The sequence below is a fragment of the Geotalea daltonii FRC-32 genome, from assembly GCF_000022265.1.
In the GTDB taxonomy this organism is placed as follows: Bacteria; Desulfobacterota; Desulfuromonadia; order Geobacterales; family Geobacteraceae; genus Geotalea; species Geotalea daltonii.
The window spans coordinates 681,552-703,848 of record NC_011979.1; the positions used below are offsets into that span (position 1 = coordinate 681,552).

The 22,297-nt window shown below is 55.0% G+C and carries 23 protein-coding genes; 20 read left to right on the forward strand and 3 right to left on the reverse strand.

Annotated features, from left to right (window positions below; translation table 11 throughout):
* The first annotated feature begins 87 nt into the window (after positions 1 to 87).
* Entirely contained in the window at positions 88 to 543 is a 456-nt protein-coding gene (locus tag GEOB_RS03055; RefSeq protein WP_012645711.1) for a hypothetical protein, read from the forward strand.
* On the opposite strand, the gene GEOB_RS03060 is transcribed toward GEOB_RS03055, so the two are convergent.
* Together GEOB_RS03060 and GEOB_RS03065 are read right to left on the reverse strand one after the other, a co-directional pair.
* Positions 533 to 3,040, reverse strand: coding sequence for a helicase C-terminal domain-containing protein (locus tag GEOB_RS03060; protein ID WP_012645712.1), 2,508 nt, complete (start codon positions 3,038 to 3,040; stop codon positions 533 to 535). The genes GEOB_RS03055 and GEOB_RS03060 overlap by 11 nt on opposite strands.
* Before the next feature lie 104 nt (positions 3,041 to 3,144).
* Complete coding sequence (locus GEOB_RS03065) at positions 3,145 to 3,417, reverse strand: cytochrome c7 (RefSeq protein ID WP_012645713.1); 273 nt, start codon at positions 3,415 to 3,417, stop codon at positions 3,145 to 3,147.
* A gap of 177 nt (positions 3,418 to 3,594) precedes the next feature.
* Here GEOB_RS03065 and GEOB_RS03070 point away from each other — a divergent pair, with 177 nt between their 5' ends.
* Both GEOB_RS03070 and GEOB_RS03075 read left to right on the forward strand, forming a co-directional pair.
* Complete coding sequence (locus GEOB_RS03070) at positions 3,595 to 4,524, forward strand: helix-turn-helix transcriptional regulator (protein ID WP_012645714.1); 930 nt, start codon at positions 3,595 to 3,597, stop codon at positions 4,522 to 4,524.
* A gap of 13 nt (positions 4,525 to 4,537) precedes the next feature.
* The gene (locus GEOB_RS03075; protein WP_012645715.1) at positions 4,538 to 5,527 is read left to right on the forward strand and encodes a TIGR01212 family radical SAM protein; all 990 of its coding nucleotides are present in this window, start codon (positions 4,538 to 4,540) and stop codon (positions 5,525 to 5,527) included.
* Here GEOB_RS03075 and GEOB_RS03080 read toward each other — a convergent pair.
* A complete protein-coding gene (locus GEOB_RS03080) occupies positions 5,524 to 6,768 on the reverse strand; it encodes a BamA/TamA family outer membrane protein (protein ID WP_012645716.1) in 1,245 nt (414 codons plus the stop codon). The two genes, GEOB_RS03075 and GEOB_RS03080, sit on opposite strands and share 4 nt — an antisense overlap.
* A gap of 332 nt (positions 6,769 to 7,100) precedes the next feature.
* Here GEOB_RS03080 and flhA point away from each other — a divergent pair, with 332 nt between their 5' ends.
* From flhA to GEOB_RS03165, 17 genes are all read left to right on the forward strand, one after another.
* Entirely contained in the window at positions 7,101 to 9,182 is a 2,082-nt protein-coding gene (gene flhA / locus GEOB_RS03085) for a flagellar biosynthesis protein FlhA (protein WP_012645717.1), read from the forward strand.
* Positions 9,172 to 10,524 carry a flagellar biosynthesis protein FlhF gene (flhF, locus tag GEOB_RS03090; RefSeq protein WP_012645718.1) on the forward strand — a complete coding sequence of 451 codons (1,353 nt, stop codon included), beginning with the start codon at positions 9,172 to 9,174 and terminating at the stop codon, positions 10,522 to 10,524. The genes flhA and flhF overlap by 11 nt, the downstream gene beginning before the upstream one ends.
* Positions 10,521 to 11,441: a MinD/ParA family protein gene (locus tag GEOB_RS03095; protein WP_012645719.1), complete on the forward strand. Its 921-nt coding sequence runs from the start codon at positions 10,521 to 10,523 to the stop codon at positions 11,439 to 11,441. Before flhF ends, GEOB_RS03095 begins: the two co-directional genes overlap by 4 nt.
* Positions 11,438 to 12,193 (forward strand): FliA/WhiG family RNA polymerase sigma factor, encoded by a 756-nt coding sequence (locus GEOB_RS03100; RefSeq protein WP_012645720.1) that lies wholly within the window; start codon positions 11,438 to 11,440, stop codon positions 12,191 to 12,193. Before GEOB_RS03095 ends, GEOB_RS03100 begins: the two co-directional genes overlap by 4 nt.
* A 54-nt stretch (positions 12,194 to 12,247) precedes the next feature.
* Positions 12,248 to 12,982, forward strand: a complete 735-nt coding sequence (flgF, locus tag GEOB_RS03105; RefSeq protein WP_012645721.1) for a flagellar basal-body rod protein FlgF — start codon at positions 12,248 to 12,250, stop codon at positions 12,980 to 12,982.
* A 108-nt stretch (positions 12,983 to 13,090) separates the two neighbouring features.
* Complete coding sequence (gene flgG, locus GEOB_RS03110; RefSeq protein ID WP_012645722.1) at positions 13,091 to 13,879, forward strand: flagellar basal-body rod protein FlgG; 789 nt, start codon at positions 13,091 to 13,093, stop codon at positions 13,877 to 13,879.
* A 198-nt stretch (positions 13,880 to 14,077) separates the two neighbouring features.
* Positions 14,078 to 14,785 carry a flagellar basal body P-ring formation chaperone FlgA gene (flgA, locus tag GEOB_RS03115; RefSeq protein ID WP_041267048.1) on the forward strand — a complete coding sequence of 236 codons (708 nt, stop codon included), beginning with the start codon at positions 14,078 to 14,080 and terminating at the stop codon, positions 14,783 to 14,785.
* 35 nt (positions 14,786 to 14,820) lie between these two features.
* Entirely contained in the window at positions 14,821 to 15,480 is a 660-nt protein-coding gene (locus GEOB_RS03120) for a flagellar basal body L-ring protein FlgH (RefSeq protein WP_407638384.1), read from the forward strand.
* A gap of 61 nt (positions 15,481 to 15,541) precedes the next feature.
* Complete coding sequence (locus tag GEOB_RS03125) at positions 15,542 to 16,636, forward strand: flagellar basal body P-ring protein FlgI (RefSeq protein WP_012645725.1); 1,095 nt, start codon at positions 15,542 to 15,544, stop codon at positions 16,634 to 16,636.
* Between the two features lie 38 nt (positions 16,637 to 16,674).
* Positions 16,675 to 17,019: a rod-binding protein gene (locus GEOB_RS03130; protein ID WP_012645726.1), complete on the forward strand. Its 345-nt coding sequence runs from the start codon at positions 16,675 to 16,677 to the stop codon at positions 17,017 to 17,019.
* A 36-nt stretch (positions 17,020 to 17,055) separates the two neighbouring features.
* Positions 17,056 to 17,337 (forward strand): flagellar biosynthesis anti-sigma factor FlgM, encoded by a 282-nt coding sequence (gene flgM / locus GEOB_RS03135; RefSeq protein ID WP_012645727.1) that lies wholly within the window; start codon positions 17,056 to 17,058, stop codon positions 17,335 to 17,337.
* A gap of 2 nt (positions 17,338 to 17,339) precedes the next feature.
* The gene (locus GEOB_RS03140) at positions 17,340 to 17,837 is read left to right on the forward strand and encodes a flagellar protein FlgN (protein ID WP_012645728.1); all 498 of its coding nucleotides are present in this window, start codon (positions 17,340 to 17,342) and stop codon (positions 17,835 to 17,837) included.
* Positions 17,838 to 19,277: a flagellar hook-associated protein FlgK gene (gene flgK / locus GEOB_RS03145; RefSeq protein ID WP_012645729.1), complete on the forward strand. Its 1,440-nt coding sequence runs from the start codon at positions 17,838 to 17,840 to the stop codon at positions 19,275 to 19,277.
* A 29-nt stretch (positions 19,278 to 19,306) separates the two neighbouring features.
* On the forward strand, positions 19,307 to 20,227 hold the full coding sequence (gene flgL / locus GEOB_RS03150; protein ID WP_012645730.1) for a flagellar hook-associated protein FlgL: 921 nt from the start codon (positions 19,307 to 19,309) through the stop codon (positions 20,225 to 20,227).
* Positions 20,228 to 20,405: 178 nt separating this feature from the next.
* Complete coding sequence (locus GEOB_RS03155) at positions 20,406 to 20,663, forward strand: flagellar FlbD family protein (RefSeq protein WP_012645731.1); 258 nt, start codon at positions 20,406 to 20,408, stop codon at positions 20,661 to 20,663.
* A 27-nt stretch (positions 20,664 to 20,690) separates the two neighbouring features.
* Positions 20,691 to 21,461 (forward strand): flagellar motor protein, encoded by a 771-nt coding sequence (locus GEOB_RS03160; RefSeq protein ID WP_012645732.1) that lies wholly within the window; start codon positions 20,691 to 20,693, stop codon positions 21,459 to 21,461.
* Complete coding sequence (locus GEOB_RS03165; RefSeq protein WP_012645733.1) at positions 21,462 to 22,238, forward strand: flagellar motor protein MotB; 777 nt, start codon at positions 21,462 to 21,464, stop codon at positions 22,236 to 22,238. It begins immediately after the preceding gene.
* Positions 22,239 to 22,297: the final 59 nt, after the last annotated feature.

Sequence of the window (22,297 nt, forward strand, 5' to 3'; positions counted from 1 at the left end):
ACTACTTTTACTTGTAAAACACTATTTTATTTGTTATGGTTCTTGCGTGGGCTACAACTGAAAAGGCTTGATGACTGCGGAGATACTATGGCAAATGGATTTGATTACACACGATTGAAACGTCTGATCACCATCTATTATGTGGTGCAGGGATTTCTCCTGGTGCTTTTGGCTGGAATTGCTTTCTGGCTGCAGGCACATGTGCCGCAGCAGATATTCATCAACAGTCTTATCAGGGCCGTGGTGGCGCAGGTTGTTCTTTTCTACCCGGTCTACAAATTTGCTGCCTATGAGGCAACTCGCGAAGTTTCTTCCTGCAGTACGTCCCTTTCTTCCCAGGAGGTACTGGGGCTGCGGCGGAAAAGAGTGACCGGCGACATCGTCAAGGCAGGGATCTTCGTATTTTTCCTGGTATTCATCCTCAGGGCGCCGCAGCTTCCAGGCGCGCAGTTCTCCATCCTCTTCGTCTTCATCCTCATGACGCTCTGCTATTTCCAGTGCTACAACTATGTCGCCAAGCGGCAGATGAAGGCTAACCCCTGAAAAATTCCGACATTGCGGCAAAGACTTCTTCCCCTTTTCCCTTGACCATTCTTACATCGGGAAGGGAGCGAAGAAAGGACTTGCCGTAATTTTTGGACAGAACACGGCTGTCCAGGATTAGCACCGCGCCACGGTCTTCCTTGCTCCTGATCAGCCTGCCGAAGCCCTGCTTGAATTTGATCACTGCCTGGGGCACCGTGTACTCCATGAATGGGTCTCCACCCAGGGAGGCTATGTGCTCGGCCCGTGCTTCCAGAATCGGTTCTGTCGGCACCCTGAATGGCAGGCGGGTGATTATCACCTGTTCCAGCGCCTTCCCCTTGACATCCACCCCTTCCCAAAATGAGTCGGTGCCAAACAGCACAGGATTGTGCCCCTTTTTGAACTGGGAGAGGAGCAGATGCCGGTTGATCTCACCCTGGCGCATGGGGGTAAGTCCCGCCTTTTTCAGAGGCTCTGCCAGCCGGCTGTAAATACGGCTGAGCAGGCTGTAGGAGGTGAAAAGAACAAAGGCTCTCCCTTGGGAAATACCCAGTGCCTGCAGCAGGTACTTGTTCAGTACCGGCTCGAATCCAGATGCCACCGGCTCGGGAATATCGGTGGGTATGCCGACAAAAGTCTGCTTTTGATAATCGAAAGGGGATGCAAGGAGTAGCTCGCTTACCCTTGGGCCGGGTACCATGCTGAGGCCGGTTCGCTTTTTCAGGTAATCGAAGCGCTCCCCCACCGCCAGGGTGGCAGAGGTGACGATAACCGTCTTGAACTTATCGAAAACAACTTTTTTCAGGGATTCCGCCACCTCCAGAGGGGAAGAGCAGAGCTTGACCACCAGCCCCTTGGTCGTCTTTTTAGATTCGAACCAGCGGCAGAATCCTTCTTCCCGCGCCACAAAGAAACGCAGGTTTACCTGGGCCGTTTCCAGCCTCCCTCTTACTCCCTTCAGGTCAACCAGGCTGCCCGCCAGTTTTTCCAGCACCTTGTCGGGGAGTTTTTCACATGCCTTGAGAAAGTTCTTCAGGGCAATAACATACTCGCCAATCTCCCGGCACAGTTCGTTGACCCGATCTTCCACCTCGACCCACAGGGGCGTTGAGTAAATGGTAAGGGTAAGACGTAACTTGATCTCTTCCTTACTGCCGGCATCCTTGCGCAGGTGCGAGTTCAGGGCAATGCCGATGGCATCCATGGCGCGGTTCATGGTGTCGGTGAGGGTAAGCCGTCGGGGAATAAGCCTTCCTTCCAGGATGGCTGCAACTTCCATATATATATCATCCATGGCTTCCGGCACTTCACGGGAAAGCTGGGTGGAAAGGAGCGGCAGCAATCCCCTCTGCGTCTTGCGCGGGTGCTGTAGCTTACCCAGGATCCTTAAGAGGCCGTTGCGCGAGACTTGGGCGGAGAGAAAGCTGGTGGCCACGTCTTCCAGATGGTGCCCCTCATCGAAGATGATGCGTTCGAAGGGTGGAAGGATGGCGGTGGAGCCATAGCCGGTTTCCTGCCGCACGGCAACGTCTGCCATGAGCAGGGCATGGTTGACCACCAGCAGGTCGGCGCCGGCTGCCTCCCGCCGGGCCTTATAGAAAAAGCAGCGGGCATAATGGGGGCACTTGACCCTGCCGCACTGATCAGCCTCACATGAGATCTCGTCCCATGTCTCATCACGGGGAATGAATGAGAGATCGCTGCGGCAGCCTTCACCGGTCTTGCCGCTCCAGTCGATGATGGTCTGGAGCTCATTGGCTGCATCATCTTTGAATAGGGTCGGCTCGGCCTTGACACTCTCCAGCTTGCGCAGGCAGAGGTAATTGTTGCGCCCCTTGACCAGCACGGCCCGGAACTCAATCTCACCGTGCTTCTGGAGAAAAGGAATATCTTTCTTGATCAGCTGTTCCTGGAGGTTGATGGTGTTGGTGGAGATGACGACCCTCTCCTTGTTGCGCAGACCCCAGAGGGCGGCGGGGAGGAGGTAGGCGAGGGATTTGCCTATGCCGGTACCGGCCTCGATAACGGCGATGCGCTCCTCGTTGAAGGCTTCGGCTACGGCAAAGGCCATGCGCGTTTGTTCGGCGCGGTGTTCGTAGCCCTTCAGGTGTTCGGCAAGCACTCCACCCGGTGCATACCACCGTTCCAGTTCCGGATAGGAAAGGCGCTCCAGCACCGTGCGGGCAAAGGGGGAAACAGCCTGATAACAGCGCTCCACGGCATTGTCGACGATGTAGAAGCCGACTCCCTGATTACCCATGAGGGAGGCAATCTCGATATCTGCCTGGGAAGGGGTGAGAATGCCTGATGGGTGGTTGTGGATGACCACATCCCCGAAGGAGGTGACGATCATGATAGCGGCTACCGCATCGACATTGCCCCGTGCCAGCGGTTCGGCATCGATCACTACTTTGGCTTCGTCGGTGCGGCCGAGGAAAAAAACCTCGTTGCCGCCTGCGTCTGATATTGCTTCACGCATCTGCAGCAGCGCGTTTTCGGAGAAGTAACGTTTCATCTTCACAGAAGATACATGCTTTAATTGGGTGCTGCAACGAAAAAAGGGGCGGCAATACGCCGACCCCTCTTTTGGTGAAGCTATGTCTAACTAGCTGAAACTAATTACTTTTTGTGACACTCGCCACATTTGGTCGGACCGGCTTTTTTCTCTTCGTGGCAGCCCTTGCACAGTTTGTGTGCGGCATCCTTGTTGAAATTCTCAATCTTACCGGTCTTATCCCCATGGCAGACTTTGCATTCCTTAAGGGTTTCCTGGTGTTTCTTGTGATTGAAGGTGACATTGCCGTTCTTTGCCTCGAGGGTAATGGTGTCCGCTGCCATGGAGGCACCTGCTGCAAACATTACCAATGCTGCTGCTGCGATCAGTTTTTTCATTTTTTACTCTCCTCTTTTTGGTTGATGTTTCTGCACTATGGTGTTTAAAAAATACCATACGCGTGGTAGTGTAGGTATGGACATCTATAGTAATTCCACCCGATGTCGGGTGCCAAACGATCAAAATAAAGGGAAAAAGCCGGTTTCAACGAGGGGGAGTTGTTAAAATAAATTCATATGGAAAATTTATCAGATAAAAATGAAAAAGCAACTTCGGGCAGTGTCGCCATCGAAGGTGTAACCATAAAAACGGTCCGCGAGACGAAAAAGCTTACCCAGCTCTATGTGGCAAGCGTGGTAGGCGTCACCACCGATACCATCTCCCGTTGGGAAAACAACCGCTATCCGACCATCAAGAGGGAAAATGCCGAGAAACTGGCCATGGCGCTGGAAGTGAACCTTGATGAGATACTTCGTCATGAAACTGCCTGTCCGTCGGAAGAGGTCGTCGAAAACGAACTGCCTCAACCAAAGAAAAAAAACCGGCGCGGTCTTCTGCTGGCGATATTGATCATCGCCCTTATTATAATTGCCGCTTTTTTTATCCTTTCCAATATGTCTTCTCCTGTGGCCGCTGTGAGATGGATACCGAAATACTCTGCCCCTGGAGAGCTGATGCCGGTCCAGATAACGGTGAACAGGATGGACAATACCAGCCGGGGCCTGATCATCAAGGAGAAGCTTCCACCCGGTTGGCGTCTCGTCAATGCAATGCCTCCAGCTGCATCGGGCAAAGCTCCTTCGGAAGAGATAAAGTGGCTTATTCCCGGCGGTAGCGGTGCGGTGAGGATTTCCTACGTGGTGCAACTGCCCCAGGATGCGGCACTCGATACTCGCGCCGAGCTGCATGGAACCATTTTCGTCCATACCGGCAGTATCAATCGTGCTGAAGCCATAAAAGGCAACGACAGGGTCACCATTGCCCCTCTCCACTGGGCTGACAGCAATGGCGACAGCCGGATAGACGACAGCGAAATCATGCCCGCCTATTATATTACCGAGGAGATGAAAAGTCTGGCGCTGGACTGGAGCGGGATCGAAGCCATCTGGAGTGGAAGTGGATACAGCTGGGATCAGACCAGGAAGGAGTTCAAGGTTACCAAATGAGGCTTAGCCCCTGATGCTTAACGGAAAAAAACGCTACAATATCTTTTCCGAGGAACTGAAGAGGGTTTTCGGCTGCCGTGTCCATCGTATTTCCGTGGATGCCGGCTTCAGCTGCCCGAACCGTGACGGCACCGTTGGCAACACCGGTTGCATTTATTGCGGTGGTTCAGGCTCCGGTTCCTTCGGCATCATCCGCGGCGCATCCATTGCAGAGCAGCTGGAGCACGGCAAAGAAGTGATGACCAGGAAATACAAGGCAAAGAAGTTTCTCGCCTATTTTCAGCCCTATTCCAATACCTTTGCCACACCTGGTCGCCTGCAGGCCCTCTACGACCAAGCATTGGCAGTGGAAGATGTGGTCGGACTCATTGTCGGCACCCGTCCCGATTGCCTGCCTGCAGAAACACTTGATGTCCTGGCATCTTACGCACGAAAGACTTATTTCTGGCTTGAGCTGGGTCTACAGTCCCACCTGGACCGCACGCTGAGCCTGATTCGTCGGGGCCACGACTTCGCTTCGTTCGTCAGGGGGATAAAGGAGTGCAAGGCGAGGCAGATCAAGGTCTGCGCCCACATCATCCTCGGGCTGCCAGGAGAGACACGGGAAGAGATGCTGGCTGGCGCCCAGGTCCTCAACGATCTGGGCGTGGATGGGGTGAAGCTGCATCTTCTCCATGTGATGCGGGATACGGCCCTGGCCGATGAATATCAGCAGGGAAGGGTAAGGATTCTCGATCGGGACGAATACGTGGGACTGGTCTGCGATTTTCTCGAACTGCTGGATCCCGCCATCAGCGTTCAGCGCCTGACCGGCGACGGCAACAGAGACCATCTCCTCGCGCCGCTCTGGTCACTGCAGAAATTCGAGGTATTGAATACTATCGATAGTGAGCTGGTGCGAAGGGGCACTTGCCAAGGTTCAACGTTCGATGTTCGATGTTCGATGTTCAAAAGGGAGGATGTTTTGCAACCTCGAACCTCAAACTCCGAACGTCGAACTTAAAAAGGGTACCCCAGCCCGACGAAAACCGCCGGTCCTTCCTTGCCGATCCCCAAATCCACCCTGCCGACGATGTTGGGGCGGACCACCGCCCGGAAGCCGATGCCGGGGTTGAACTCGAAGCTCCTGGTGCTGGCCTTGTCCAGTCTTTCCATGACTGCTCCGAGATCTATGAACGGGGCAATCTCCCAATCCGCATTGACATCGAAAATTTCCCAACGGAACAGCCTGATCCGCTCCTCCAGATTGAGGAGAAAATAACTGCTGTCGATAAAACGGTTGCGGCCGTAACCTCTCAATGTCGTTTCCCCACCTAGAATACTTCTTTCCAAAAAAGGCACGTCATGCCCCAGAGTCTGATTGTAGGCCAGCCGGCCGACGCTGATGAACTTCGCATTCATCAGGGGGTAATAGGCTTTCATCTCCGCCTCGTAATGGCGGTAGTCGGCACTGCTGCCGAGCCTTTTCACGCTGGCTTCCACTGCGACCCTGGCATATCCTCCCCAAGTGGGCAGAGTGGGTGAATCCAGCGTGGAATAGACAATTCCCAATTTCTGGGCATGGGCAGTGAAGCCGTCCATACCCGGCACCTCGGCCGGATCGAACTTTTCACGGATAAAGGGTACCTTTGTGATGGCCCCATGCTTTATATCCACCTTCTTGAAGCGCTCGCCGACAACCAATTGGACATGCCTGAAAATTTGATAACCGGCGGAAAGATTGAAGCCGGTTTCTTGATCGGCATAATTTGTTTCATTTGCTTTCTGGCTGGTTTGCTGAAAGCCGAAAAAACGGGCCGAGCCGTCGGTCAGGGAGAAGAGAAAAGCATTCAGCTCCAGCTTCTTGTCGAGCAGGGTACTGTCACGCAGCTTGAATTCAAAATCTTCATTGACCTTGGTTGACTTGGAGAGGGCCACCTCCCAATAGCGGTCTTCCACTGGATAAAAGGTGGCAAAGAGAGTCGCCGTGGTGCCGAAGTTTTTGTTGTAGTTGACCTGGGGGGCGACGAGGGTGCTGACCTCTTCTTTTTTGTTGTGGAGCAGAAAAGCGGTCAGAGCTCCGAAGGTAATTCCTTCATTGGGACTGGAAGCAATGATCGGCAGAGGAATGGAAACAACCTTTACCGGATCGGCAAATTCCTGGTTGGTCAGGGGAAAGGGCAGATTCTCCTTTGGCGCCATGGTGGTGCAACCGGCGAGGAATAAGGCCGTTATCAGAAGTAAAAGGAGGTTTTTCAGGGACATTGGGGTTTCTTTCAGCGGAGAGAGTAAAAAAGAAGAAAATATATAGCCATCTCTGGTTATTTTCAACAAAAATATAGAGTTGTCTTGCCTTGGCGCCTGGAACCAGGGGCAATTATCGGGTTATCCCACAAGGTCAAAATCTTGACCTTGAGTTATTCAAAATGCCGTCTTTTGCGAATGTATTTCCCCAAAGATCTACTCAAAAACTGGCCGTTATTCTCACTTCTACCCTTCCCGTGGCCGCCAGCAGGGCATTTTCTCCGGATGGCACAACGGTTGCACAAATGACTGCGCAGTTGAAAAGCCCATGATTTTTCAGAGGAATTTCAAATATGGCGCCGGCAGCAGAAGCAATCGACATACAGCCTTACCGGAAAAACTCCGACATCTATATGGCGGTTGCGCTCATCGGCATCCTTTCCCTGATGATTATCCCTCTGCCTGCCTTCGTTCTTGATGTCTTTCTTGCGGCCAATATCACCATTGCCCTGGTAATCCTGCTGGTCAGCCTCTACACCATCCAGGCCCTGGACTTCTCCATCTTCCCATCCATCCTCCTGATAACCACATTATTCCGCCTGGCACTGAACATCGCTTCCACCCGTCTGATCCTGCTCCATGGAAGTGAAGGGGCCGAGGCTGCCGGTGCTGTCATCAAGGCTTTCGGCCTTTTTGTCGTCGGCGGCAACTATGTGGTCGGTGCCGTAATCTTCCTTATTCTTGTTGTCATCAATTTTGTCGTCATAACCAAAGGCGCCGGACGGGTGGCGGAGGTCGCCGCCCGCTTCACCCTCGATGCCATGCCGGGCAAGCAGATGGCTATCGATGCCGATCTGTCCAACGGCCTCATCACCGACAAGGAAGCCAAAGCCCGCCGGTCTAAAATTTCCCGTGAGGCGGACTTCTACGGCTCTATGGACGGTGCCAGCAAGTTCGTCAGGGGGGACGCCGTTGCCGGCATCCTCATCATGCTCATCAACATCATCGGTGGCTTCGTCATAGGCGTTTGGCAGCAGGGGATGGAACTGGCCGCCGCCCTGTCCAATTATACACTGCTGACGGTGGGGGAGGGACTGGTTGCTCAAATACCGGCACTGATCATATCCACCGCCGCCGGCATCATCGTTACCCGCTCCGCAGACGAAAAGAACTTCGGGCATGAGATTTCCGGCCAGCTTCTGAACTATCCCAAGGCTTTTTACATCGCCTCCGGCGTCATGTTTGTGTTTGCACTGATCCCCGGCCTGCCGCACTTCCCGTTCCTGCTCATTTCCGGGGCAGCCTTCATGGCCGGGCGGTTGGCGGTTGAGAAAAAAGAGGTGCAACAGGAGGAGATGACGGCAGCGGGTGCCCTGGAACCGGAGGACGCCGATCAGATCAGCTCCATTCGTCCGCTGGATATGCTGGAGCTTGAAGTGGGATACGGGCTGGTACCGATGGTGGATGCGGCCCAGAACGGGGAGCTCCTGGACAGGATTCGCTCCATCCGCAAACAGTACGCCCAGCGTATGGGTTTCATTGTCCCCCCCATCCATATCCACGACAACCTGCAGTTGAAGCCCTACGAATACAACATTATGATCAACGGCGCCAAGGTGAGCGGCGGCGAGCTGAACGGACAGTATCTGGCCATGGACGCCGGTAGCGCCTCGGGTAACCTTGAAGGCACACGCACCACTGAACCGGTTTTCGGCCTCCCCGCCATCTGGATCAAGGGCCGGGACCGGGAACAGGCCCAGGTTTATGGCTATACCGTGGTTGACAACACAACCATACTGGCTACCCACATCAGCGAGATCATCAAGAAACACGCCCACGAACTGGTGGGCCGCCAGGAGCTGCAGCAGCTTCTGGACAGCCTGTCTTCGACGCTGCCCAAGGTGGTCGAAGAGCTGGTTCCCTCGTTGCTGAGCCTGGGTACGGTTTTGCGGGTGGTCAAGAACCTGCTTCGGGAAAACGTCTCCATCCGCGACCTGCGCTCGATTCTGGAAACCCTTGCCGATTACGGCGGGGTAACCAAGGACCCGGAAACCCTGACCGAGTTTGTCCGCCAGAGCCTCGGCCGCTACATTGTCGAACAGTACAAGAGGGAGGATGATACCCTCTGGGTTCTCACTCTCGACCGTGAGGTGGAGGAATCAATCGCCGATGCGGTACAGATATCAGAGCAGGGGAGCTATCTGGCCATCGAACCGGCCACCGCCCAGAAAATTCTGGCCGCGATACGCAAGGCGGCTGAGAAATTCGACCAGACCGGGACGGCGCCGGTGGTGATTGCCTCCCCCAGCGTCAGAAGGCATATGAAGAAACTGACCGACCGTTACATGCCGAATCTTGCGGTGATCTCCCATAATGAAATCCCGCCCAGCATAAAAATCCAATCGATAGGGATGGTGAGTCTCGATGCTAGTTAAAACATTTCAGGCGGCAGATATGTCGGAGGCCTTGAAGATGGTCAAGGCCGAAATGGGGCTGGATGCAATGATCCTCTCTTCGAAACAGGAGCGGCGCAGGGGAATTCTCGGCTTTTTCTCCAAACCTTACTTCGAAGTAACGGCAGCTCTGGAACAGAAAAAAGTCCAACGCCCTGTTCATTACCAGGAAAAACCTGAGCGTGAACTGAGCACCAGGGAAGAGTTCCAGAATTCCATGCTGGCGCCTCTGGCTCGGGAACTGCGGGAGCTGAGGGAGCGGGTTGAAGTGCTGGCAAAGAAGGATGCCGAAAAAAAGGAGGCCCTTTCCTCGACGGCAGCGGAAAAGTCTGAAGACGAGATCAAGCCATTTCAACCGCAAAAGGAGGGGACTGCTCCCCGGATTTTTGCCAGGGAGGATATGGAAGAGATAAAGAAACTGCTGCTCAATGCGGTTGCAGCCAAGGAGGAGAAAGGGTCGAAGCCGGTATCGTTCCCGGTGGTCAGCACCGAGGATAAGGTGTGTGTCAAAAATTTGGCTGACGACTGCGAACTATCTGATGAAGCGCTGGAGCTTTTGGCCAATGAGCTGCGTTCGGAAGAGGTCGGCACCGACAGCATTCATGCCCTGCTTGAGCTGATCAGGCCTGCAGCCGAACTGGGTGAAGAGTTGGAGGCGCTGAGGGAGCGGCTTGTTGATGCCTTTGCCGGGATCATCAAATGTTCCGGCCCCTTGCGTCTCAGAAAGACCGGCCCGCGCATCATGGCCACAGTAGGCCCCACCGGGGTCGGCAAGACCACCACCATAGCCAAGCTGGCCGCCATGTACGCCCTGAACCGCGGGGCGCGTGTCGCCATGGTCACCACCGATAATTTCAGGGTCGGCGCCGTTGAGCAGCTGAAGACCTATTCCAAAATAATGGATGTGCCGCTGGAAGTGGCCGCCACTGCCAAGGAGCTTGAGGCTGTTTTGGCGAAACATGCGGACAAGGACCTGATCCTCATCGATACGGCCGGCAGAAGTCCCAAAGACCGGGAAAAGCTGGAGGAACTGAAGGTCTACCTGGAATCCTGTCCCGGCATCGAGACCTATCTCTGTATTTCCGCCACCACCAGAGACCGGGAGATGAATGAAATCGTCGCCCAATACAGCCTGCTTCCCATTACCCGACTGCTCTTCACCAAGCTTGATGAGAGCGAAAGTTACGGCTGTATTGTCAACGCCCAAGTGCGTAACAGGTTTCCGCTTTCCTATTTCACCACTGGACAGAAGGTACCTGAGGACATCGAAGTGGCGACGGCCCGAAAACTGGCCAACCTGGTGCTGAGGGAGACGGAGAAATGAGCAGCGATCAGGCTGACACCCTGCGGCAGCTGGCCGGCACCGTTAATGTTACCCGGCGCGATGTGGACCTTTATGCAGGAAGGATCAGCAGCCGCCAGGATATCCGCGTGATATCGGTAACCAGCGGTAAAGGGGGCGTCGGCAAGAGCAATGTGGTGGTTAATCTGGCGGTGTCTCTGGCAAACCAGGGGAAAAAAGTGCTGGTGATTGATGCCGATCTGGGGGTGGGAAACATCGATATCCTTCTCGGCCTGCGCCCTGTATTCACCATGAATCATGTCCTGTCCGGCGAAAAGAGCCTGAATGAGATCATCATCAGTGCAGCGGGGGGGATAAAAGTGGTACCTGCCGGACTGGGAGTGCAGGAATATACCAGTCTCGGTACGCCGGAGCGGCTCAAACTCCTTGATGAGCTGGACAGGCTGGAAGAAGATTTCGATGTCTTTATCATCGACACCGAGGCGGGGATTTCGGAAAACGTCACCTATTTCAACGTGGCGGCCCGGGAGATCCTGGTAGTTGTCACTCCTGAACCCACCTCCATAACCGACGTTTATGCACTGATCAAACTGTTGTCGACCCGTTACGGTGAACGGCATTTCAAGGTGCTGGTCAATATGGCCAGGGACCAGAAGGACGCGGTGGGGGTCTATGACAAGCTTTATAATGTAGCGGACCGTTTTCTCGATGTATCCATGGATTTTATGGGTTGCATATTGCGGGATGACCTGGTGGGTGAGGCGGTAAGAAGGCAAAAGCCGGTTTGCCAGCTGTACCCTAATGGCAAGGCCTCCCGTTGTTACACTGCACTGGCGAGAAGGATAATGGCAAGCGGCTGCGACAACCGGCTGAAGGGAAATATCCAGTTCTTGTCCCGGAAAAATTTCCCCAGCACCGCAGGATTGGAGTGTATATGAACTGTCTTCTCAAGGCTTACGAACAAGAGGCTCAACGTACTGCTATCCCCGACAGGGACGAACTGGTGGTTTCCCACCTGCCCCTGGTGAAATTCCTGGTGGACAGGATTGCTTCCGCTCTTCCCCCGCACCTGGACCGGGATGACTTGAGGAGTGCAGCCGTAATTGGACTTATTTCCGCTGCAGAACGTTTTGATCCGACCCGGGGTGTCATGTTCAAGACCTTTGCCGAGCAGCGCATCAGGGGCACCATCATGGATGAGCTTCGCTCCCAGGATTGGCTGACTCGCTCCCTGCGGGATAAGTTCAAACGCCTGGAGCGTGAGTTTTCTGCCCTGGAGCAGCGCTTGGGGAGAAACCCCTCCAGCGACGAGGTCGCTGCGGCCATGGGACTGGATCTTGAGGCCTACTTTCACCTTCTGGAAGAGATCCATTTCCTTTCCTTTGTCAGCCTCGATGATGCCTGGATGGATGAAGACGGCAGCCCGCTGGGGCTCCTGGACGTACTGGAGGATAAGGGGATCGAGAGTCCGCAGAATCAGCTTATTGCCCGGCAAACCGTGGAAAACCTGGCCGAAGCCATCGATAACCTCCCTGAAAAGGAGCGGATCGTCATTACCCTTTACTATTACGAGGAGATGAACCTGAAGGAGATCGGCGCCGTGCTCCATTTGACCGAGTCGCGGATTTCGCAGCTGCACAGCCAGGCATTGCTCCGTTTGCGGGGCAGGATGAAGCTTCATCGGCCATGACAGGTTTTGAAAAGGATTTGGCGGTCACAAGCCCTTCTACAAAAGGAGCATTAAATGAACAGCGGTCTTTATGCGGCACTCTCAGGCAACCTGGCGGCCATGCGCAGGCTGGATGTGATCAGCAACAATCTGGCTAACGCCAATACCGCCGGTTTCAAGGGCGATCGCCTGCAATTCGAGAGTGTTCTTGCTTCATCGAAGAGCCAGTCACAAGCGGCAGCCAGCCCCAATGACTCACCGGTATTCAGCAGTGAAATATTTTTTACTGACTATTCACCCGGACCGCTCAAGCAGACCGGCAACACCCTGGATGTGGCCCTTGACGGGGACGGTTTCTTTGTCGTCAATACGCCCCAGGGGAGGGCCTACACCAGGCAGGGCAACTTCCGGATGGACTCCGCAGGGCGACTGGTGACCAGCGAAGGTTACGAGGTGCAGGGTGGGGGGCCGATCACCGTCAACGGTGGCCGTGTGGACATCGATGCCAAGGGGGCAATTCTCGTGGACGGGACACCTGCCGGGACCCTGGACATCGTCGATTTCCAGAAGCCGTACGCTTTGCAGAAATTGGGCGAAGGTCTCTTCATCCCGGCCAATCCCCAGGAAACGCCGGTGAACGTAACGACGACCACCGTGCAGCAGGGGGCCCTGGAGGGATCCAATGTCAACGTGGTTGCCGAGATGGTCCGGATGATAGAAACGACCCGCTACTTCGAATCCTGCCAGAAAGTGGTGAGAAGCTACGATGACATTACGGGAAAGGCAGCCAATGACCTGGGAAGGGTTTAAAAACCGTTCGAAGTTCGGGTTCGAAGTTCGAGGTTGAAGGCACAAACCTAGAGCGAACATCGAACTTCGAACATCGAACATCGAACTTAGTTTTAACGGAGGTTATCAATGATCAGGGCATTATGGACGGCAGCATCAGGGATGCAGGCTCAGCAATTGAATATCGACGTGGTTGCCAACAACCTGGCCAACGTCAACACCACCGGCTTCAAGAAGAGCCGTGCCGATTTCCATGACCTCATGTACCAGAGCATGAAGACCAGTGGCGCCCCATCAACCAATGCCACCCAGATCCCCACCGGTATCCAGGTGGGCCTTGGCTCAAAGCCGGCAGCAGTCACCAAGATATTCACCACCGGTAACGTCACCCAGACCGGCAACGAGCTGGATGTGGCCATCGAGGGAGATGGTTTTTTCCAGATACAGATGCCAGATGGCTCCACTGAATATACCCGGGCCGGTGCCTTCAAAAAAGACAGCCAGGGGCGTGTCGTCACTTCCGAGGGATACCCGCTTCTGCCGGAGGTGGTCATTCCCAACAATACCACGAGCATTACCATCGGCAACGATGGTACTGTTTCGGTCATCCAGTCGGGACAGACCTCCCCGACCAGCGTAGGCACCATCCAGCTGGCCACCTTTTCCAACCCGGCCGGACTCTCCAGCCAGGGGCATAATCTCTTTAAGGAGACCGAATCATCGGGGGCGGCAACCACCGGCACTTCCGGGCAAAACGGCATCGGCACACTCAGCCAGGGCTATCTGGAAATGAGCAATGTCAGCGTCGCCGAGGAGATGGTCAACATGATCGTCGGCCAGAGGGCGTACGAGATCAATTCCAAAGCGGTGCAGGCGGCAGATGAGATGCTGCAGACGGCCAACAACCTGAAACGGTAAATAGGGGACGAGTCTTTTCCGCGATTTCTTCGTTCGTCTGCAGGATTGCTTGTGACTCGGCTCCGCCTCGCCCGTCGGGCAGCCTAAAGCTGTCAACTTTCGTTACACGAAAGTTTGCGACGGATTGAGACGAGGCCTCCGCACAATCCTTTGCCTGCCTTGAACTCACGAAAAAATCTCGTCCCAGAAAGTGTGACGATGAAGGTCTTATTATCAACGGTATTAATGCTTCTGGTTCTCAGTACATCATCGGCCCTGGCCACAAACCAGACGGTGAAGGAGGCGGAGGTTCGCCGGGTGGTTAACGATTACCTGCAGCAGAAGTGCGACAATCTGGGACTGGAGATCAACATCAAAAAAATCGCCTACAGCGGTGATTTGTCACTTTCTGCCGGCGACCTGAGTTATGAAGTGGTGGCGCCAGACCGCTGGGAAGGGTGGGGCAGCGCCAATCTTGCCCTAATCGTCCGGGTTGACGGGCGGGTCGAGCGAAATGTGCCGGTCAAGGTGGAGGTGGAGGCCATGGCCGAGATGGTGGTGGCGGTCCGTCCCCTTGAGCGCGGCGAAGTTATCGATGCGGCAGACGTGGCGGTGCAGAAGCGGGGACTTTCCCGGCTGCAGGGCCGCTTTGTCCGTGATGTGGACGAAGTTGTAGGAAAAAGGGTACGCACCGCCATTCGCGGCAACAATCCCATCAGACCGGATTTTCTGGAAAGAGTGCCGCTGATTAAAAGCGGCCAACTGGTTACCATCGTGGCGGAAAACGAATCGTTACGCATAACGGCTGCCGGCAAGGCCAGGAACTCGGGGGCGGAAGGAGATACGGTAATGGTGAGGAATCTTGCCTCCCAGAAAGAACTTCCGGCACGGGTTATCGATGCTGAAACGGTGAAGGTGGATTTTTGACCATGAATATTCAAAGCACGCCGGCAAAATACCTGATGCTTGCGGTACTGTTACTGCTGCCAGCCTGTTCCTTCCAGAGCTCGGAAATCAGGACTCCCACCTTTGACGAACAGATGCAGCAGGCAAAGCCTACCTATACCAGCGGATCGATCTGGCAGGATTCTTCCACCGGCATTACCGAGGATCTCAAGGCACGCAGGAGAGGGGATACTCTCACCGTGGTCATTACGGAACAGGCGAGCGCTAGTAAACAGGCCACTACCGGAACCAGCCGCGGCAGCACCATTTCCGCCGGCATTCCCAATCTGATGGGGCTGGAGACCAACATCACAGGCATAAGTAACTGGATGGACCTGAGCAATCTCCTGAACGCCAGCTATGACTCCAAATATGACGGCAGTGGCAAAACAACCCGCGAAGAAAACCTGCGCGCCACCATCACCGCCAAGGTCATCGATGTCATCGGCAATGGCAACCTGCTCATTGAGGGGAAGCGCAATGTGAAGGTGAACAACGAGGATCAGATAATCGTCCTCACCGGCACCGTCCGCACCCGCGACATCAGCTCGGACAACGTGGTTAACTCCATTTACATTGCCGATGCCCGCATCAACTACAGCGGCAAAGGGGTCATAAGCGACCGGCAGCGGCCGGGCTGGCTGATGGGGATACTGGACGTCATCTGGCCATTTTAGCTTCGAAAACTTTGGCCGAGGGCTGTGGTGTTGCTGCAGCAAAAGAGGGATAAAGACGAAAATGACCAGGAGAACCTGTACGATATTGCTGCTGCTGCTTTTGTTGCCACAACTGGCGCTGGCGGTACGGATCAAGGACATTGCCGCATTCGACGGGGTACGTGACAACCAGTTGCTGGGGTACGGCCTCGTGGTCGGACTGAACGGCAGTGGTGACAGCGACCAGACCAAGTTTCCCGTTCAATCCCTGGTCAATACCCTGGAGCGAATGGGGATCACCATCAACCGAGCCGACATTACGGTGAAGAATGTGGCGGCGGTTATGGTGACCGCTTCTCTGCCCCCCTTCGCCAAGCAGGGCAATACCCTCGATGTTCTCGTCTCATCGGTGGGAGATGCCAAGAGCCTGGCCGGGGGAACCCTGCTCATGACCCCCCTGAAAGGTGGCGACAGCCAGATCTACGCCGTCGCCCAGGGGGCGGTCCTTACCAACTCCTTTTCCTACGGCGGCCAGGCCGCTTCCGTGCAGAAAAATCACCCGACAGCCGGACGTGTACCGGCTGGCGCCCTGGTGGAAAGGGAACTGCCCAACGTACTGGCCGGGCGCAATGTGCTGCGCCTTAACTTGCATCAGCCTGACTTCACAACGGCCTCCAGAATTGCTGCGGCCGTCAATGGTAAATTCAAGGCACAGGTTGCTTCACTGACCGATCCGGGATCGGTGCAGCTGGCAATGCCCGATGGGTTTATCGGCAGACCGGTGGAATTCGTGGCTGAGCTGGAACGGCTTGAGGTGACCCCGGACGTTATGGCGAAAGTGGTGCTCAATGAGCGTACCGGCACCATCGTTATCGGCGAAAACGTGCGTATTTCCGCAGTGGCAGTTTCCCATGGCAACCTGACCCTCTATGTGAAGGAGACACCGAAAGTTTCTCAGCCCGCACCGCTAGGGACAGGCGAAACCAAGGTCGTACCTCGGACCTCGGTTAAGGTAAAGGAAGAACGCGGCAGCCTGGCGATTGTTCCGCAGGGGACAAACATCAGCGATGTGGTGCGAGCCCTCAACGCACTTGGGGTAACCCCCCGCGACCTGATCGGCATCATGCAGGCGATCAAGGCAGCCGGGGCACTGAATGCTGAATTGTCCGTCATTTAATGGGGTCGAATAACAGACTATCGACAAAAGGACAAACCATGGAGATCAAAGCAACCGTCTTGCCGGTAGCGCTTGTAGACAGCACCGGGACACAATCCCTAAAGCTCGGGCAGCAGTCTGCCGAAAAGAATAACATGGCCATCAGGAAGGCGGCCAGGGAGTTCGAGAGCCTTTTTGTCGGCATGATGCTTAAATCAATGCGCGAGACGGTCGGCAAGGACAAGCTGACCGGCGGCGGTCATGGTGAAGAGGCATATCAGTCTCTTCTCGACCAGGAATATGCAAAGGCTGCGGCCGAAAACGGGAGCTTGGGCCTTGCCCGCACAATTGAAAAGCAGTTGCTGGCGGAGGGGGCGGGAAAGAAAAAGCCCGACAAGGATTAAGGCCCACAAGTTTTCCTGACGAAAGGTGGTTTTTCAGTGAAAGTAGATCAACAGAGCCAGGTTCACACCATTGATTTCTACCACGGAAGAACCGCAGCGGCAGATGCAGTAACCGGCAGCGGCAGGCAGATTGATATCATCGAAATTTCTCCTGCCACCAGGGAAATAGATGCACTGAAGAAATCGGTCGCCACCCTGCCGGAGATGAGACTGGACCGGGTGGCATTGATGAAGCAGCAGCTGGGCTTCGGCGCATACAGGATCGATGCCGAGTTTGTTGCGGCAAAGATGATCGAGAACCATGCAACTGGAGGTTAAGGATGACCACTGGTATTGATGAACTGATAAGAGCCCTGCGGGAAAAGGGGGCGCTACTGGACGAGATGTATCAGCTCCTGGAAGAAGAGCAGAACTGTATAATCGCTCTCGATATGGCCCGGCTGGAGACCAACCAGTCAGAAGTTGACAGTGCCATGGGGAGGCTGGAGCGATTGAACGGGAACTGCAGGAACCTTCTGGCAAAGACCGGTGCAGCGTTGGGGCTTGAGGATAATGGAAGCCTTTCACCGCTCATAGCGCGGACCGCCGGGCAGGAACGCCTTGCCCTGCAAGGTCTGCAGACGGATCTTACCACCTCGACCACGGCCGTCGACAACCTCCTTGCCATGAACCGCAATCTTCTTCAGGATTCCCTGGGACTGGTGGATCGGTCACTCAACTTCTTCAACAGCCTGTTCAACAATCCCACCACCTACGGCCAAGCCGGGACAATGAGAACCAACAATGGCGGAGCCAGGCTGGTGTGCAAGGAGATATGAATGGGAATAAATGACATCTTCAGCATAGCCACCAGGGGGATAGCCGCCCAGCGTCAGGCAATCGAGGTGACCAGCGAGAACATCGCCAATGTCAATACCCCTGGCTACTCGCGGCAACGGGTCATTATGGAAAGCGGGCCGGCAAACATCGCGTCCGGCTTTCCAATCGGTGGAGGGGTAGAGGTAGTTGCCGTGCAACGCTCTTACGACAACCTGCTGCAGACGCAGCTAGTTAACGGCAACAGCACCTACCAGCAGAACCTGGCAAAACAGACTGCCCTGCAGCAGGTAGAGCCTCTGTTCAACGAAGTCTCCACCGACGGCTTGGGCAAGGCCATGGAGAGCTTTTTCGGCTCATGGCAGGATCTTTCCCTTAATCCCCAAGGGGCCCCTGAGCGTCAGGCTCTCATTGCCCGCTCGCAGATTCTGGTGGATACATTTCACCAGATGAACACCAATCTCAACGCCGTCATCACCAGTGCCGACCAGGATTTGGTCAGCATCACCGCCGACGTCAGCGATAAGCTCGGCAATATTGCCTTGCTCAATCAGCAGATCATGACCACCCAGGGCATGGGAGGCAACGTCAATGAGATGAAGGATCAGCGGGACCTCCTTGTCCAGGAACTTGCCGGCAAGGTGGGGATAACCACCAGCGAGCAGTCCAACGGCACCTTGACCGTCTCGCTTACTCTCGGTGGCCAGACCCTGGTGAGCGGCAACCAGTACAGCACCGTCTATACCAGTCCCGATGGGGGGACTCCCCAGCGGAACGATATCTATGTCACCCCCCTGGGCAATCCACCGCCTGCCAACACACCGGCCACCGACACCGATGTGACCGCCACCATCGGCGGCCTCAATAACGGCTATGGCGAAATCGGCGGAACACTGCAGGTAAGGGACCAGATAGTGCCGGGGTACCTGGCCAAACTGGATGAGTTGGCCAGCAAGATCATTACCTCGGTCAATACCCAGCACACCGCCGGAGCCGACCTTGCCGGCGGCGCCGGTGTCGCCTTTTTTACCGGCACTTCCAGCGCCGATATTGCCGTCAGCGGTACGATAACCTCCGATCCGACCAGGATTGCCGCGGCTGCCAATCCGTTTGTCGGCCCGGGTGACAACCGCAATGCACTGCTCATCGCCGACATCAAAAATTCTTCCCTTGCGTTCAGCACCGGCAACAGCACCGTAGCCGACTTCTTCAACGCCTTTGTCAGCAATGTGGGCATCGATGTGCAGAAGGCTAAAAATACGGCGGCGCAGGGGGAGGCTTTCCTGAAGCAGCTGAATACCTTGCGGGAATCAAACGCGGGTGTTTCCCTGGATGAGGAGTTGACCAATCTTCTCAAGTACCAGCGGGCATTTGAGGGAGCGGCACGGTTGGTGACGACGGGAAGCGAGATGATGGATACCATACTGGCGATGGTCAGGTAAATGGCGTCCGAAAGGGGAGGAGAGTTGACATGCGCGTAACTCCGGGAATGACGGCAGACAATGCTTTGTATAATCTGCAGCAGGGGCGGTCGAAGCTGGACCAGCTGCAGGAACAAATCGCCTCAGGTTCCGTTATCAATCGGCCGAGCGATGATCCCATATCCACCCGGCAGATCCTTGCCATGCAGAATGGGGTCACCGAGGGGGACCAGTACCTGAGCAACATCGAGAAGGGCAACATCTGGCTCAACATAACCAATACGGCGCTGACCGGAATGTCCTCCATAATGGCCCAGGTGAAAACCATTGCCAGCAACATGATCAGCACCAGTACCGATGCCAACATGATCGCCAATGCCACCACCAACCTCACCCAGCTGAAAAACCAGCTGATCGACCTGGGCAATACCCAGATCGGCAACCAGTATGTCTTCGGCGGCTTCGACAACAGCACGGCGCCTTTTGATGCAAGCGGCGTTTTTTCCGGTACCGATGATCCCATGAAGGTAGATATTGCCAGGAATTCCTCTGTTGCCATCAATATCACGGGGGGGGACCTCTTGCGTGGGGGAACACCGGCGGTGGGGGCCGGTTCCGGGGCCACCGCCGGCACCAGGCCGGCGGACATTATCGACAGTATCGACAAGCTGATTGCAGCAATTACCAGCAGCTCAGCCGCTGATATCGTCGACGGGGTGAAGAACATGAAGGCTTCGGCCGATCAGATTGCCGCTGCCCAGAGCACGGTGGCGGGAAACATGATGCGGCTGGACAATGCCAAGACTATGATCGTCAACAATCAGAACACCCTGAAAAACATCATCAGCAGTAAGCAGAATGTGGATTATGCCAAGGCGGCGACGGAACTTTCCCAGCAGCAGACGGCTTTTGAGGCAGCGCTGTCGGCAACGGCCAAGATCAGCCGGCTGTCATTGCTTGACTACATCTAGAAGTAGAAAATAAATATGCATATTAATGGTGGAGAGGCCATACGAGCGCTTTTACGGCACGAGATGGCCTTTTTTTCGCGCGGACTCAAGGCCACCAGTTATCTTTGATGGAAATCGGGCTAAAGATTTGGTTCCATATACCGAAACAAATAGAAAAGAGCAGTATGGGGGCAGATGAATGATCAGACTGACGCGAATGGACGGCAGTGAAATATATCTCAACCCGGATCTCATGGAAATTATCGAAGAGACCCCGGACACCCATATTGCCCTTACGAATGGCAACCGTTACCTGGTCCTGGAGCCGGTGGCCGTGATCCTCGACCGGATCGTCACCTTCAAGGCCAGTATCCAGCGCCGCTCTTCCGGGGGCATGAAAAAAAAGTACCTTCTCCGGCAACGGAAAGAAAACTACCGACCGATCTGTCCTCTCTGACAGCGGCTTCCACACGGGACTAGAAGAATGGATATAGCATCTATAATCGGTCTGATACTGGGTTTCGGCGCTGTTATCGGCGGCCAGATCCTTGAGGGGGGGCATGTCAGTGCAATCATTCAGCCGACTGCCGCCCTCATCGTCCTTGGCGGTACCATCGGCGCCACCTTTGTCAGCTTTCCTCTGGCCAATATTCTCAATGCTTTGAAAGATGCGCGAAAGGTCCTCTTTCCGCCCAAGGATGACCCGGAAGCGGTGATCAAGAACATCATCAATTATGCGGCCAAGGCTCGGCGCAACGGCTTGATCTCACTGGAGCAGGAAGCCCAGACGGTCAAGGATTCCTTCACCAAAAAGGGCATCTCCCTGGTGGTGGACGGCATCGATCCACAGAAGCTCAGGGAAACCATGGAGATAGAGCTTAACTCCTTTGAAGAGCATGCAAAGGCAAGCGCCGAAGTTTTCGAGGCAGCCGGGGGCTTTGCTCCCACCATCGGCATCATAGGCGCTGTCCTCGGTCTTATCCACGTCATGAACAACCTGTCCGATTCTTCCAAGCTGGGCGCCGGCATCGCGGTAGCTTTCGTCGCCACCATTTACGGCCTGATGACGGCCAATATCATCTGCATTCCAATCAGCACCAAGCTGAAACTGCGGCTTAAGGAGGCGATTCTGCAGAAGGAGATGGTCATAGAAGGGCTGATCGCCATTCAGAATGGGGAGAACCCCCATTTTATCGAGCAGAAGCTGCGTGCCTACCTGCCGGAAGGTGGAGCCGGCGCCAAGAAGGGCAAATAGATGGCCCGAAAAAAGAAACCTGAAAAAGAAGCGAATATGGAGCGGTGGATGGTTTCATATGCCGACTTCATAACACTGCTTTTTGCCGTCTTCGTCACCCTTTATGCCATGAGTCAGACCGACAAGAAAAAGGCGGAGGAAGTTGTTGAATCCTTGCGGGAGTCATTCGGCTACAGCAAGAGTTCTTCCTCTCCAAAGCCCCGGGTCATTGATTCAGGCAATATCAACATCATTCCCAATATGCGGCCCCAGTCCCTCCCGCAAAAAGCGGTCAAGAGCGGCAAAACCAAGTCCCATGCCGAAGAAAAGGATTTCAAGGCGGTCAAGGCTGCCATCGAGGCCTATTTGCTGAAAACGGGCGCCCAGGATAAGGTCAGCGTCGAGATCAACCGCCGGGGGTTGGTGGTCAGCCTCAAGGAGGCAGGGTTTTTTGACTCGGGGAGTGCCATTGTGCAGCAGAGCGCTTACAGTCTCCTTGCCCATGTGGCCGAGTCCCTGGTCAATTACACGAACCCGGTCAGGGTGGAAGGGCATACGGACAATGTGCCCATCAACTCCAGGACATTCCCCTCCAATTGGGAACTGTCCACGGCAAGAGCCACCAATCTGGTCCAGTACCTGATCAAGTATTACGAGTTTGAGCCGGAAAAAATTTCGGCAACGGGCTTCGGCGAGTACAGGCCGGTGGCTGACAACACCACTGTCGATGGGAGAAGCAAGAACAGGCGGGTCGATATAGTGCTGCTGTCGGTGGAGAGTGAAAGGGGAGAACCTTAAACTGGTGATTGGTGATTTGTGATTTGTGATTTGTGATTGGTGAGGGTCATTGCGGCTGT

Coding starts and splice junctions, on each gene's coding strand:
- GEOB_RS03055 (WP_012645711.1), top strand. CDS start 88: ATGGCAAATGGATTTGATTACACACGATTGAAACGTCTGATCACCATC.
- GEOB_RS03165 (WP_012645733.1), top strand. CDS start 21,462: ATGGCCCGAAAAAAGAAACCTGAAAAAGAAGCGAATATGGAGCGGTGG.
- GEOB_RS03095 (WP_012645719.1), top strand. CDS start 10,521: ATGAGCAGCGATCAGGCTGACACCCTGCGGCAGCTGGCCGGCACCGTT.
- GEOB_RS03160 (WP_012645732.1), top strand. CDS start 20,691: ATGGATATAGCATCTATAATCGGTCTGATACTGGGTTTCGGCGCTGTT.
- flgL (WP_012645730.1), top strand. CDS start 19,307: ATGCGCGTAACTCCGGGAATGACGGCAGACAATGCTTTGTATAATCTG.
- GEOB_RS03130 (WP_012645726.1), top strand. CDS start 16,675: ATGGAGATCAAAGCAACCGTCTTGCCGGTAGCGCTTGTAGACAGCACC.
- GEOB_RS03125 (WP_012645725.1), top strand. CDS start 15,542: ATGACCAGGAGAACCTGTACGATATTGCTGCTGCTGCTTTTGTTGCCA.
- flgK (WP_012645729.1), top strand. CDS start 17,838: ATGGGAATAAATGACATCTTCAGCATAGCCACCAGGGGGATAGCCGCC.
- flhF (WP_012645718.1), top strand. CDS start 9,172: ATGCTAGTTAAAACATTTCAGGCGGCAGATATGTCGGAGGCCTTGAAG.
- flgF (WP_012645721.1), top strand. CDS start 12,248: ATGAACAGCGGTCTTTATGCGGCACTCTCAGGCAACCTGGCGGCCATG.
- flgG (WP_012645722.1), top strand. CDS start 13,091: ATGATCAGGGCATTATGGACGGCAGCATCAGGGATGCAGGCTCAGCAA.
- GEOB_RS03120 (WP_407638384.1), top strand. CDS start 14,821: ATGCTTGCGGTACTGTTACTGCTGCCAGCCTGTTCCTTCCAGAGCTCG.
- GEOB_RS03070 (WP_012645714.1), top strand. CDS start 3,595: ATGGAAAATTTATCAGATAAAAATGAAAAAGCAACTTCGGGCAGTGTC.
- GEOB_RS03065 (WP_012645713.1), bottom strand. CDS start 3,417: ATGAAAAAACTGATCGCAGCAGCAGCATTGGTAATGTTTGCAGCAGGT.
- flhA (WP_012645717.1), top strand. CDS start 7,101: ATGGCGCCGGCAGCAGAAGCAATCGACATACAGCCTTACCGGAAAAAC.
- GEOB_RS03155 (WP_012645731.1), top strand. CDS start 20,406: ATGATCAGACTGACGCGAATGGACGGCAGTGAAATATATCTCAACCCG.
- GEOB_RS03140 (WP_012645728.1), top strand. CDS start 17,340: ATGACCACTGGTATTGATGAACTGATAAGAGCCCTGCGGGAAAAGGGG.
- GEOB_RS03100 (WP_012645720.1), top strand. CDS start 11,438: ATGAACTGTCTTCTCAAGGCTTACGAACAAGAGGCTCAACGTACTGCT.
- GEOB_RS03060 (WP_012645712.1), bottom strand. CDS start 3,040: ATGAAACGTTACTTCTCCGAAAACGCGCTGCTGCAGATGCGTGAAGCA.
- flgA (WP_041267048.1), top strand. CDS start 14,078: ATGAAGGTCTTATTATCAACGGTATTAATGCTTCTGGTTCTCAGTACA.
- GEOB_RS03080 (WP_012645716.1), bottom strand. CDS start 6,768: ATGTCCCTGAAAAACCTCCTTTTACTTCTGATAACGGCCTTATTCCTC.
- GEOB_RS03075 (WP_012645715.1), top strand. CDS start 4,538: ATGCTTAACGGAAAAAAACGCTACAATATCTTTTCCGAGGAACTGAAG.